General features: G+C 62.8%; 9 protein-coding genes, 1 tRNA gene and 1 pseudogene. All 11 read right to left on the bottom strand.

Features of this window, described 5'->3' with window-relative positions; all coding sequences use genetic code 11:
* Positions 1-97: 97 nt before the first annotated feature.
* Complete coding sequence (locus BLR24_RS27525; protein WP_093023423.1) at positions 98-721, bottom strand: LemA family protein; 624 nt, start codon at positions 719-721, stop codon at positions 98-100.
* Between the two features lie 104 nt (positions 722-825).
* Positions 826-5,055, bottom strand: a complete 4,230-nt coding sequence (gene rpoC / locus BLR24_RS27530) for a DNA-directed RNA polymerase subunit beta' (protein WP_093023388.1) — start codon at positions 5,053-5,055, stop codon at positions 826-828.
* A gap of 20 nt (positions 5,056-5,075) precedes the next feature.
* Positions 5,076-9,200 carry a DNA-directed RNA polymerase subunit beta gene (gene rpoB / locus BLR24_RS27535; protein WP_093023391.1) on the bottom strand — a complete coding sequence of 1,375 codons (4,125 nt, stop codon included), beginning with the start codon at positions 9,198-9,200 and terminating at the stop codon, positions 5,076-5,078.
* Positions 9,201-9,495: 295 nt separating this feature from the next.
* Complete coding sequence (gene rplL, locus BLR24_RS27540) at positions 9,496-9,867, bottom strand: 50S ribosomal protein L7/L12 (protein ID WP_093023393.1); 372 nt, start codon at positions 9,865-9,867, stop codon at positions 9,496-9,498.
* A gap of 46 nt (positions 9,868-9,913) precedes the next feature.
* Positions 9,914-10,456, bottom strand: a complete 543-nt coding sequence (gene rplJ, locus BLR24_RS27545) for a 50S ribosomal protein L10 (RefSeq protein WP_093023395.1) — start codon at positions 10,454-10,456, stop codon at positions 9,914-9,916.
* Positions 10,457-10,732: 276 nt separating this feature from the next.
* Entirely contained in the window at positions 10,733-11,431 is a 699-nt protein-coding gene (gene rplA, locus BLR24_RS27550) for a 50S ribosomal protein L1 (RefSeq protein WP_093023397.1), read from the bottom strand.
* On the bottom strand, positions 11,432-11,863 hold the full coding sequence (rplK, locus tag BLR24_RS27555) for a 50S ribosomal protein L11 (protein ID WP_028258525.1): 432 nt from the start codon (positions 11,861-11,863) through the stop codon (positions 11,432-11,434).
* Positions 11,864-12,001: 138 nt separating this feature from the next.
* Positions 12,002-12,613, bottom strand: a complete 612-nt coding sequence (gene nusG, locus BLR24_RS27560) for a transcription termination/antitermination protein NusG (RefSeq protein WP_093023399.1) — start codon at positions 12,611-12,613, stop codon at positions 12,002-12,004.
* A complete protein-coding gene (gene secE, locus BLR24_RS27565) occupies positions 12,614-12,997 on the bottom strand; it encodes a preprotein translocase subunit SecE (RefSeq protein ID WP_007831049.1) in 384 nt (127 codons plus the stop codon).
* A 138-nt stretch (positions 12,998-13,135) separates the two neighbouring features.
* Positions 13,136-13,211 (bottom strand) — tRNA-Trp (locus tag BLR24_RS27570).
* 21 nt (positions 13,212-13,232) lie between these two features.
* A pseudogene (gene tuf / locus BLR24_RS27575) lies at positions 13,233-13,388 on the bottom strand (elongation factor Tu); the annotation flags it as partial.

Below are 13,388 nucleotides of genomic sequence, written 5' to 3' on the forward strand. Positions count from 1 at the left end.
TGGCAAGTTGAAGCGATGGTAACGGGCCGGCAAAACGCACAAAGCCGCGGAGATCAAGAAAGAAGAAGGCGTTTGCCGGCGATTTGGAAAAACAAGTTCAGAGCAAGGGCGCGGCCGGACGCAAACGCACCATCCATGCCACCAGCAATGCCGGAAACTGGACGATGGCGGCGTTGTACTGTTCCACCGCCAGATTGAACTGGCTGCGAGCGATTTCCGCCGCGGCCGAGGGTTCCGGCCAGGCCATGGGCTCGGCCGCCCCGGACGACGCAGCACCCGCACCAGCCCCGCCACCGCTCGGCAGCAGCGGCGCGGGCCGCGAGAGCGTTCCGTCCGCGTCGAAGACCGTTACCGCGTCCGGGTGCTGGCGCTGCCAGGCGGAGACCAGCACCTGCAGCGCCGTGGCCAGCGCGGCCATGCCGCCCGGGTCGAGCGGATGCAGCCGGGTCGCGCCCAGCAGCGTGGCCAGTTGGGTGGCGGCGGCCTGCAACGGCGCCACCGACGAAGAAAAGCCGGGCGACGGTGCATCTTTTTCGGGCACGGCGGCCGCGATGCTGGCCAGGACGAAGTCCAGTTGCTTTTGGAGCGCGGCATCGAGCGTGGCGTAGGCCTGGAGCACGGCGGCGCGCAGGCGCACCAGCCTGTTGTAGGCCCCCACGAACCAGAACAACAGCACCGCGACGACGACCCAGCTGGCAAGCGAATCGGGCAATGCGCTCATCGGCGAAAACACTTCATGGAAAAAACGGCTCAAAGAAAAACGCCCCCCAACCGGATTCGGTCGGGGGGCGTCGGATACCGGTCATGGCCGGTGATGCTAACCAGTTATTCGGACGCGGCGCCTTCGCTGGCGTCGGCCGTGCTGGGAACATCGCTGGTGGAACCAGCCAGTTCGGCGGCTTCGGATTCGGCGATGGCGCGGCGCTCGGCCTCGTCCATCTGATCCTTGACCTTGCGTGCCTGGTGGTACGCCATGCCGGTGCCTGCGGGAATCAGGCGGCCGACGATGACGTTTTCCTTCAGGCCGCGCAACTCGTCGCGCTTGCCCATGATCGCGGCTTCGGTCAGCACGCGCGTCGTTTCCTGGAACGAAGCGGCCGAGATGAACGAGTCGGTCGAGAGCGACGCCTTCGTGATGCCCAGCAGCAGGTTGGTGAACGTAGCGGGCAGCTTGCCTTCGGCGCGCAGGGCGTCGTTGGTGTTGAGCATTTCGCTGCGCTCGACCTGTTCACCGGAGATGTAGCTCGTATCGCCGATGTTGTCGACCACGACGCGGCGCAGCATCTGGCGAACGATCACCTCGATGTGCTTGTCGTTGATCTTCACACCTTGCAAACGGTACACGTCCTGCACTTCGTCCACGATGTAGCGCGCAAGTTCTTCCGAACCCAGCAGGCGCAGGATGTCCTGCGGGTCCGCCGGACCGTCGACCACGCTTTCGCCCTTGTTCACCACCTGGCCTTCGTGCACCAGGATGTTCTTTTCCTTCGGCACGAGGTCTTCGTAGACGCCGCCTTCCGGATCGGTGATCTGCAGGCGAATCTTGCCCTTCGTCTCTTTACCGAACGACACAGTACCGGTCATTTCGGCCAGCATGCCCTTGTCCTTCGGCGAACGGGCTTCGAACAACTCGGCAACGCGCGGCAGACCGCCGGTAATGTCGCGGGTCTTCTGGCCTTCGACCGGAATACGCGCCAGCACTTCGCCGGGGCCCACGTCCTGGCCGTCGCGGATTTGCACCAGCGAGCCGATCGGGAAGCCGATCGTCACCGAGTGGTCGGTGCCCGGGATCTTCACTTCGGCGCCGGAGGCGTCGATGAGCTTCACCTGCGGGCGCACGACCTTGGCAGCGCCGCGGCGCTTCGGGTCGATCACGACCAGGGTCGACAGGCCGGTCACTTCGTCCACCTGCTTGGCGACCGTGAGGCCTTCCTCGACGTTCTCGAACTGCGTCTTGCCGGCGAACTCGGTGATGATGGGGCGGGTCAGCGGATCCCAGTTGGCAAGCACGTGGCCGGCCTTGATCTGCTGGTCGGCCTTGACGGCCAGGATCGCGCCGTACGGCACCTTGTGGCGTTCGCGCTCGCGGCCGTGTTCGTCATGAATGACGATCTCGCCCGAACGTGCAATCACCACCAGCTCGTTCTTGCTGTTGGTCACGTAGCGCATCGTGGCGTTGAAGCCGATCACGCCGTTGGACTTGGCTTCGACGCTCGAGGCCACTGCTGCACGCGATGCCGCACCACCGATGTGGAACGTACGCATCGTGAGCTGCGTGCCGGGTTCGCCGATCGACTGCGCCGCGATCACGCCGACGGCTTCGCCGATGTTGATCAGGCCGCCGCGACCCAGGTCGCGGCCGTAGCAGGTCGCGCAGATGCCGAAGCGGGTTTCGCAAGTCAGCGCGGTACGCACCTTGACCTCGTCGACGCCTTGCGCCTCGAGCTCTTCGATGTTGTCCTCGTCGAACATCTCGCCGGCCTTCAGCAGCACCGAACGGTTTTCCGGATGCAGCACATCGTCCGCCGCCGAACGGCCGAGGATACGGTCGCGCAGCGATTCGATCACTTCACCGCCTTCGACGATGGCGCGCATCAGGTAGCCGCCGTGCGTACCGCAGTCCTGCTCGGTAACCACCAGGTCTTGCGTCACGTCGACCAGACGACGGGTCAGGTAACCCGAGTTCGCGGTCTTGAGTGCCGTGTCGGCCAGACCCTTACGGGCACCGTGGGTGGAGATGAAGTACTCCAGCACGTTCAGGCCTTCGCGGAAGTTCGCGGTAATGGGCGTCTCGATGATCGAGCCGTCCGGCTTGGCCATCAGGCCCCGCATACCGGCCACCTGGCGAATCTGCGCCGCGGAACCGCGGGCGCCGGAGTCGGCCATCATGTAGATGGAGTTGAACGACTCCTGCTCCACTTCCTTGCCGTGGCGATCGATGACCTTCTGCTTGGACAGCTTGGCCATCATGACCTTCGACACTTCGTCGCCGGCCTTGCCCCAGATGTCCACCACCTTGTTGTAGCGCTCGCCCGAGGTCACGAGACCCGAGACATACTGCTGCTCGATCTCCTTCACTTCCTTGGCCGAGCGCTCGATGATGCCGTGCTTTTCAGCGGGCACCAGCATGTCGTCGATGGCGATCGAGATACCGGCCTTCGTCGCGAGACGGAAACCGTTCTGCAGCAGCTTGTCGGCGAACACCACGGTCTCTTTCAGGCCGCACTTGCGGAACGAGACGTTGATGAGCTTGGAGATTTCCTTCTTCTTCAGCGCCTTGTTGATGTTCGAGAACGGCAGGCCCTTCGGCAGGATCTCGGACAGCAGTGCACGGCCCACGGTGGTGTCCACCAGCGACGTGGAAGGCGTGAACTCGCCCGTTTCCTTGTCCTTGGTGTACTCCGTGATGCGCACGGCAACCTTGGCGGTCAGCTCGACTTCGTTGGCGTCGAGCGCGCGCTGCACTTCACCGATGTCGGAGAAGATCAGGCCCTCGCCCTTGCCGTTGATGCGGTCGCGGGTCGTGTAGTACAGACCCAGCACCACGTCCTGCGAAGGAACGATCGACGGTTCGCCCGAAGCCGGGAACAGCACGTTGTTGGAGGCCAGCATCAGCGTGCGGGCTTCCATCTGCGCTTCCACCGACAGCGGCACGTGAACGGCCATCTGGTCGCCGTCGAAGTCGGCGTTGAACGCCGCGCAAACCAGCGGGTGCAGCTGGATCGCCTTGCCTTCGATCAGGATCGGCTCGAACGCCTGGATGCCCAAACGGTGCAGCGTAGGCGCACGGTTCAGCATGACCGGGTGTTCCTTGATCACTTCTTCCAGGATGTCCCAGACCACCGGCGTGCCGGATTCGACTTCCTTCTTGGCAGCCTTGATCGTGGTCGCGATGCCCATGGCTTCGAGGCGCGAGAAGATGAAGGGCTTGAACAGCTCGAGCGCCATCAGCTTCGGCAGGCCGCACTGGTGCAGCTTGAGCGTCGGGCCCACCACGATGACCGAACGGCCCGAGTAGTCGACGCGCTTGCCCAGCAGATTCTGGCGGAAGCGGCCGCTCTTGCCCTTGATCATGTCGGCCAGCGACTTGAGTGCGCGCTTGTTGGCGCCCGTCATGGCCTTGCCGCGGCGGCCGTTGTCCAGCAGCGAGTCGACAGCCTCTTGCAGCATCCGCTTTTCGTTGCGCGCGATGATTTCCGGAGCCTTGAGCTCCAAGAGGCGGCGCAGACGCGAATTGCGGTTGATGACGCGGCGGTACAGGTCGTTCAGGTCGGAGGTCGCAAAGCGGCCGCCGTCCAGCGGCACCAGCGGACGCAGGTCCGGCGGCAGCACGGGCAGCACTTCGAGCACCATCCACTGGGGCTTGATGCCCGACTTGCGGAAGGCTTCCAGCACCTTCAGGCGCTTGGAGTTCTTCTTGACCTTGACTTCGGAGCCGGTCAGGTCGCCGCGCAGGCGTTCGATCTCGCTGTCGAGCTCGATGCCTTCGAGCAGGTCCTTGATGCCTTCGGCGCCCATCTTGGCAACGAATTCATCGCCGAATTCCTTGCGCTTCGCGTCGTAGTCGTCCTCGGACATGATGCCGAACTTCTTCAGCGGGGTCATGCCCGGGTCGGTGATCACGTAGGCTTCGAAGTACAGCACGCGTTCGATGTCGCGCAGCGTCATGTCGAGCACGAGGCCCAGACGCGACGGCAGCGACTTCAGGAACCAGATGTGCGCGCAGGGCGCGGCCAGGTCGATGTGGCCCATGCGCTCGCGGCGCACCTTGGTCTGCGTGACTTCAACGCCGCACTTCTCGCAGATCACGCCGCGGTGCTTCAGGCGCTTGTACTTGCCGCACAGGCACTCGTAGTCCTTGATGGGGCCGAAGATCTTGGCGCAGAAGAGACCGTCGCGCTCGGGCTTGAACGTGCGGTAGTTGATCGTCTCAGGCTTCTTCACCTCACCGAAAGACCACGAACGGATCTTCTCGGGCGAAGCCATGCCGATCTTGATGGCATCGAAATGCTCATCGGGTGTGAACTGCTTGAACAGGTCGAGTAGCGATTTCATGTGACTCTTTCCTCTTCTGATTACGAACGCTCGAGCTCGATGTCGAGACCCAGCGAACGGATTTCCTTGACCAGCACGTTGAACGATTCCGGCATGCCGGCTTCGATCGTGTGTTCGCCCTTGACGATGCTTTCGTACACCTTGGTACGGCCTTGCACGTCGTCGGACTTCACGGTCAGCATTTCCTGCAGGACGTAGGCGGCGCCGTAAGCTTCCAGCGCCCACACTTCCATTTCACCGAAACGCTGGCCGCCGAACTGCGCCTTGCCGCCCAGCGGCTGCTGCGTGACCAGCGAGTACGGGCCGGTCGAGCGGGCGTGCATCTTGTCGTCCACCAAGTGGTGCAGCTTCAAGAAGTGCATGTAGCCGACGGTGACGGGACGCTCGAACTGGTCGCCGGTGCGGCCGTCGTACAGGTAGGCCTGCGTGCGGGTGTCGGTCAGGCCCTTGAGCTTGGCGATGTCGTCCGGATAGGCGAGCTTCAGCATGCCGCGGATTTCTTCTTCCGAGGCGCCGTCGAACACCGGCGTCGCAAAGGTTGCGCCGCTGGAGAGGTTCTCCGCCATCTCGAGAACGTCGGTGTCGCTCAGCTTGCTGAGGTCTTCCTTGCGGCCCGAACCGTTGTACAGCAGCTCCATGAACTTGCGCAGCTCGGCCACCTTGGCCTCTTGCTGCAGCAGGTCGCCGATGCGCTGGCCGATGCCCTTGCCGGCCCAGCCCAAGTGCACTTCGAGCACCTGGCCCACGTTCATCCGCGAAGGCACGCCCAGCGGATTCAGGCAGATGTCGCACGGCGTGCCGTCGGCCATGTGGGGCATGTCTTCGACCGGAACGATCTTGGACACCACACCCTTGTTGCCGTGGCGGCCGGCCATCTTGTCGCCGGGTTGCAGGCGGCGCTTGACGGCCAGGTAAACCTTGACCATCTTGAGCACGCCCGCGGGCAGCTCGTCGCCCTGCGTGAGCTTCTTGCGCTTTTCTTCGAACGCGAGGTCGAAGCTGTGGCGCGTCTGCTCGAGCGAGTTCTTGATCGACTCGAGTTGGGTTGCCACTTCGTCGTCCGCCGGGCGGATGTCGAACCAGTGGAACTTCTCGACCGACGCCAGGTAGGCCTTGTCGAGCTTGGTGCCCTTGGCCAACTTGTTCGGGCCGCCGTTGGCGACCTTGCCGGTCAGGAGCTTCTCGATACGGTCGAACGCGTCGGCTTCGACGATGCGAAGCTGGTCGTTCAGGTCGAGGCGGAAGCGCTTGAGCTCGTCGTCGATGATCTGCTGGGCGCGCTTGTCGCGCGTGATGCCTTCGCGGGTGAACACCTGCACGTCGATCACGGTGCCTTGCGAGCCCTGATCCACACGCAGCGAGGTGTCCTTCACGTCGGAAGCCTTCTCGCCGAAGATGGCGCGAAGCAGCTTCTCTTCAGGCGTCAGCGTGGTCTCGCCCTTCGGCGTGACCTTGCCCACCAGCGTGTCGCCCGGCTGCACTTCGGCGCCGACATAAATGATGCCGGATTCGTCGAGGCGGTTGAGCTGCTGCTCGGCCAGGTTCGGGATGTCGCGCGTGATTTCTTCGGCACCGAGCTTGGTGTCGCGAGCCATCACCACCAGTTCCTCGATGTGGATCGAGGTGTAGCGGTCTTCTGCGACGACGCGTTCCGAGATCAGGATCGAGTCTTCGAAGTTGTAGCCGTTCCAGGGCATGAACGCGATCAGCATGTTCTGGCCGAGGGCCAGTTCGCCGAGGTCGGTCGATGCACCGTCGGCCACCACGTCGCCCTTGGCGATCTTGTCGCCGCGCTTGACGATCGGACGCTGGTGGATGTTGGTGTTCTGGTTCGAACGCTGATACTTGATCAGGTTGTAGATGTCCACACCAACTTCACCGGCTGCCGCTTCGGCGTCGTTCACGCGCACCACGATGCGGGTCGCGTCGACGTAATCGACGATACCGCCGCGGGTGGCCGTGACCACGGTGCCCGAGTCGACCGCGGAAACGCGCTCGATACCGGTACCGACCATCGGCTTCTCGGGGCGCAGCACGGGCACCGCCTGGCGCTGCATGTTGGCGCCCATCAGCGCGCGGTTCGCGTCGTCGTGCTCCAGGAACGGCACGAGCGAGGCGGCCACCGACACGATCTGCGCGGGCGACACGTCCATGTACTGGATGCGCTCGGCACCGACCAGGATCGATTCGCCGGCTTCACGCGCCGAGACCAGGTCGCCGGTCAGCTTGCCGTCCTTGTCCAGGACCGCATTGGCCTGGGCGATGACGTACTTGCCTTCTTCGATGGCCGACAGGTAGTCGATCTCGTTGGTGACCTTGCTGTCGGCCACGCGGCGGTACGGCGTCTCGATGAAGCCGTATTCGTTCAGTCGGGCATACAGGGCCAGCGAGTTGATCAGGCCGATGTTCGGGCCTTCAGGCGTTTCGATCGGGCACACGCGGCCGTAGTGGGTCACGTGCACGTCGCGCACTTCAAAGCCTGCACGCTCGCGCGTCAAACCGCCCGGGCCAAGGGCCGACACGCGGCGCTTGTGGGTGATTTCGGACAGCGGGTTCGTCTGGTCCATGAACTGCGACAGCTGCGAAGCGCCGAAGAACTCCTTCAGCGCGGCCGAGATCGGCTTGCTGTTGATCAGGTCGTGCGGCATCAGCGGCTCTTGCTCCGCTTGACCCAGACGTTCCTTCACGGCCTTCTCGATGCGGGCCAGGCCGGTGCGGTACTGGTTCTCGGCCAGTTCGCCGACGCAACGCACGCGGCGGTTGCCCAGGTGGTCGATGTCGTCGACTTCGCCGTTGCCGTTGCGCAGGTCCACGAGGATCTTGACCACGGCCAGGATGTCTTCGTTGGTCAGCACCATCGGGCCGGTCGATTCGTCGCGGCCGACCTTGGCGTTGAACTTCATGCGGCCCACGCGCGACAGGTCGTACGTGTCCGGGTTGTAGAACAGGCGCTGGAACAGGGCCTGCACTGCGTCTTCCGTCGGCGGCTCGCCGGGGCGCATCATGCGGTAGATGGCCACGCGGGCTGCGAACTCGTCCACCGTCTCGTCGATGCGCAGGGTCTGCGAGATGTACGCGCCCTGGTCGAGTTCGTTGGTGTAGATCACCTGGATGTCTTGCACGCCGGCCGTGCGCAGCTTCTTCAGCAGCGCTTCGGTCAGTTCGTCGTTGGCCTTGGCCAGGATTTCGCCGGAGTCGGCGTCGACGATGTTGCGGGCGATGACGCGGCCGACCAGGAAGTCTTCCGGCACGCTGATATGCGTGGTGCCCGACTGCTCGAGTTCACGCGTGTGGCGCGCGGTGACGCGCTTGTCCTTGGCGACCACGACCTTACCCGACTTGTCGGTGATGTCGAAGCGCGCGACTTCGCCGCGCAGGCGCTCGGAGACGAACTCCATTTGCGCGCCGCTGTCCATCAGGCGGAAGTTGTCGTTCACGAAGAAGTTCGCGAGGATCGATTCCGGGTTCAGGCCGATGGCCTTCAGCAGGATCGTGACCGGCATCTTGCGGCGACGGTCGACGCGGAAGTACAGCATGTCCTTCGGGTCGAACTCGAAGTCGAGCCACGAACCGCGGTAGGGAATCACGCGGGCCGAGAACAGGAGCTTGCCAGAGCTGTGCGTCTTGCCCTTGTCGTGTTCGAAGAACACGCCGGGCGAACGGTGCAGCTGCGAGACGATCACGCGCTCGGTGCCGTTGATGATGAAGGAACCCTTTTCGGTCATGAGCGGCACTTCGCCCATGTAGACCTCTTGTTCCTTCACTTCCTTGACGACCTTCGACTGCGAGGTCGACGATTCGCGGTCATAGATGATGAGCTGCACCTTGGCGCGCACGGCCGAGGCGAAGGTCAGGCCACGGGTCTGGCACTCGCGCACGTCGAAGGCGGGTTTCGCGAGGTTGTACTCGAGGAACTTCATCTCGACAAAACCGTTGTGCGAGACGATCGGGAACGCGGCGTCGAACGCGGCCTGCAGGCCTTCGACGGTGCGTTGTTTGGGAGGAATGCCAGCTTGCAGGAACGCGGTGTACGCGTCTTTCTGCATCTGCAGCAGGTAGGGAATTTCTACGACGCTGTCGCGGTTACCGAAACTTTTTCGGATGCGCTTGCGTTCGGTGTAACTGTACGCGGACGATTGGGCCATGAGAGCTCCGGAGCTTGAGATCTTCAGCGACTTGTCAGCAGTGCCGAGGCACCACTGCTTGGCGGCTGGCCACTACCAGCCGTTGGCGGACAGCGATGCGTTGCACATCGCCCGAACCAAGGGGTCTTCTGCAGTCGGGGTCAGAAGACACTCAAAAACGTCCTTGGCTTTTGCTTTTCCGTCGACCTGAAGGTCTCCGGGAAAACCGGCGCCAAGCCGGCTTTTGGGTGCGCTCTGAAAGCGGCAAAGGCTGGAGGGCCTTTTCAGGCACCTCCAGCCCTCTAGGGGGTCTGAATTACTTCAGTTCCACCTTGGCGCCGGCTTCTTCCAGCTTCTTCTTTGCAGCTTCAGCGTCAGCCTTGGACAGGGCTTCCTTGACAGCCTTGGGAGCGGCTTCCACCAGGTCCTTGGCTTCCTTGAGGCCCAGGCCGGTGATTTCGCGCACGGCCTTGATGACCGACACCTTGTTCGCGCCGACATCGGCCAGCACGACATTGAATTCGGTTTGTTCTTCGGCCACTGCGGCGGCGGGGCCTGCAGCTGCGGGACCTGCCATGGCGGCAGCGCTCACGCCAAACTTCTCTTCGATGGCTTTCACCAGGTCGTTGAGTTCCAGGACCGTCATGCTGTCGAGCGCGGTCAGAAATGCGTCTTTATCGAATGCCATTTTTGTTTCCTAACAATTGGGTTGAATATTTCAAACGCAAGCCGACTTATGCGGGCTGCGCCTCGGCTTCTGCCGGTGCATCGGCTGCGGGTGCTGCTGCGCCTTCCCCACGCTTCGCGGCCAGCGCCGCGAGAACGCGTGCCGTACGGGAAATCGGGGATTGCATCAAGCCCAGCAACTGCGCCAACAGCACTTCCTTCGAAGGGATGCTTGCGAGCTGCTTCACGCCGTTCACATCCAGGGCCTTGCCGCCGAACGCACCACCGCGAATCACCAACTTGTCGTTGGTCTTCGCGAAGTCGGCCACCACCTTGGCGGCGGCCACTGCGTCTTCGGAAAAGCCGTAGATCAGCGGGCCGGTCATCTGGTCGCCAATGACTTCGAATGCGCTACCAGCGACAGCACGGCGTGCCAGCGTGTTCTTCAACACGCTGAGGTTCACACCCTTGCTGCGCGCTTCGCTGCGCAGTTTGGTCATATCGGCAACCGTGATGCCACGGTATTCCGCCAGCACGAGCGTTTGAGCTTTTGCGGCGAGGCTGGTCACATCACTGATGACCGCTTCTTTCTCACTGCGATTCAGACTCAAGGTCTACTCCTTTTAATGCGACCTTCGGCAGGGGCCTCGGATCGCGCTTCATGCAGCGACCAACTGTTTCGGAACAAAAATCAAATTCCTTTGCAGTGGGGTCGCCATCTGCGCTGGATACCGGAAGGATCGATCCGGCGATTAAGTGCAGCGCCCTGCACACCAGCGGTCTTGGATGGCTCGCGGCAACCGAAGCTGCCGCGACCCACCACATCCGCCCTCCCCCTTGCGGGATCGGGCAAATCCACGCCTCGCATCAGCGAGGCTTCACGTTTCTCAGCTCGCCGAGATGGTTTGCGTGTCCACGCGGACACCCAGACCCATGGTCGACGAAACAGCCACCTTGCGCAGGTACACGCCCTTGCTGGTCGCCGGCTTGGCCTTGACCAGAGCGTCGATCAGCGCAGCGAGGTTGCCTTGCAGCTTGTCGGTGTCGAACGAACGACGGCCGATCGTGCCGTGCACGATGCCGGCCTTGTCGACGCGGAATTGAACCTGGCCAGCCTTGGCGTTCTTCACGGCCGTGGCGACGTCCGGGGTCACCGTGCCAACCTTGGGGTTGGGCATCAGGCCGCGCGGGCCGAGGATCTGGCCGAGCGTACCGACCACGCGCATGGCGTCGGGGGCAGCGATCACGACGTCGAAAGGCATGTCGCCAGCCTTGACCATGGCAGCCAGGTCGTCCATGCCGACGATGTCGGCGCCGGCGGCCTTGGCTTCTTCAGCCTTGGCGCCTTGGGCGAACACAGCCACGCGCTTGGTCTTGCCGGTGCCGTTGGGCAGCACGACGGCGCCACGCACGACCTGGTCCGACTTCTTCGCGTCGATGCCGAGCTGCACGGCCACGTCGATCGATTCGTCGAACTTGGCGGTGGCGGCGTCCTTCACGATGCCGATGGCGTCAACGAGGGGGTACAGCTTGTTGCTGTCGACCTTGCCTGCGAACGCTTTTTGCTTCTTGGTGATCTTGGCCATTTACACGCCCTCCACATTCACGCCCATCGAACGGGCAGTACCGGCGATGGTGCGAACCGCGGCGTCCATATCGGCGGCCGTCAGGTCCTTCATCTTGGTCTTGGCAATTTCCTCGAGCTGAGCGCGCGTGATCTTGCCGACCTTGTCGGTGTGCGGACGGGCCGAGCCCTTGTCCAGCTTGATCGCCTTCTTGATCAGCACGCCAGCCGGGGGCGACTTAATGATGAAGGTGAAGCTCTTGTCGGCGAATGCGGTGATGACCACCGGCAGCGCCAGACCCGGCTCGTAGCTCTGCGTTTGCGCATTGAACGCCTTGCAGAACTCCATGATGTTCAAACCACGCTGGCCCAGCGCAGGACCGATGGGTGGTGATGGGTTGGCCTTACCAGCTGGCACTTGCAGCTTGACGAAGCCGACGATTTTTTTCGCCATGTTTTGCTCCTTGCGGGTGATATCGCCTTGGCTCTCGCCGCGGCTCCCCGGGGGTTAAACGACTCTTCGATCAAGGCCGCGCGCCGAGTCGGACAACGCGCAGCCGAAAATGGTTCCGGCCCGAGGACCGGAAGGGGCTCAGGTCTTTTCGACCTGGCTGAATTCGAGTTCCACAGGCGTCGCGCGGCCGAAAATCATGACCGACACGCTGACCTTGCTCTTCTCGTAGTTGACTTCTTCGACCGTGCCGTTGAAGTCGGTGAACGGGCCTTCCTTGACGCGCACGAATTCGCCGACGGTGAACTCGACCTTGTGGCGCGGCTTCTCTGTGCCCTGCTGCATCTGGTTGACGATGTCTTCGACCTCTTTCTGCGAGATCGGGGCCGGACGGTTCTTGGCGCCGCCCACGAAACCCGTCACCTTGTTGGTGTGCTTCACCAGGTGCCAGCTCTCGTCGTCCATGATCATTTCGACCAGCACGTAGCCCGGGAAGAAACGGCGCTCGGTGGTGCGCTTCTGGCCGTTCTTGATCTCGACCACTTCTTCGGTCGGAACCAGGATGCGGCCGAACTTGTCCTGCATGCCGGCGCGGTTGATGCGCTCGGTGATGTTGCGTTCGACAGCCTTCTCCATGCCCGAATAGGCATGCACCACGTACCAACGCAGATCAGGGTTGGCGGCGGGAGCCAGCACGGAAGTGTTTTCTTCTTCCGGGCCTGCAGGCGTGGTTTCAACAGCGTCGTCGGTCATTTATTTTCTCCAGCCCAGAATGAGGTCGAAAAACACCCATTCGAGCGTCTTGTCGGTGAGCCAGAGGAAAACGGACATGATGGCCACGAAGGCGAACACATAAGCCGTCATCTGCATCGCTTCCTTGCGGGTCGGCCAGACGACCTTCTTGACCTCGCGCCACGAGTCGCGGCCAAAGGCCCACAACTGGCGGCCATTCTCCGAACTGCCAAAGGCGCCCACGGCCGCGGCCAGGCCGACCAGCAGCGCAGCCCATTGCACCAGCGAGCCTTGGCGCGACAGCAGGTAGAACGCCACGATGGCGCCCACTGCCAGCACCACCGCCGCAGCCAATTTGGCTTTGTCGGCACCCGTGCTCACGGTTTCGATTTGAGAAGTGGCCATGTTCGGCTGATTTCCTGTGGCCTTCCGGCCTTCAATTCAATGCGTCTTCTGAGACGCCGAAGCCCACCGGGTCGCGATGGGCTTTTTTTGCCTACCGCCGGGTCACCGACGGGGCTTTTTTCGGAGGTGCCACCTAGGTGGCAGGGGCAGTAGGAATCGAACCTACAACCTTCGGTTTTGGAGACCGACGCTCTGCCAATTGAGCTATACCCCTCCGGTACTCTTTACGCTCGGCTTAGATGTCGAGGATCTTGGCCACGACGCCCGAACCCACGGTACGGCCGCCTTCGCGGATGGCGAAGCGCAGGCCTTCTTCCATCGCGATCGGGTTGATCAGCTTCACGGTGATGCTGACGTTGTCGCCAGGCATGACCATTTCCTTGTCCTTGGG

It is taken from the genome of Variovorax sp. OV700 (genome assembly GCF_900099805.1).
Lineage (GTDB): Bacteria > Pseudomonadota > Gammaproteobacteria > Burkholderiales > Burkholderiaceae_C > Variovorax.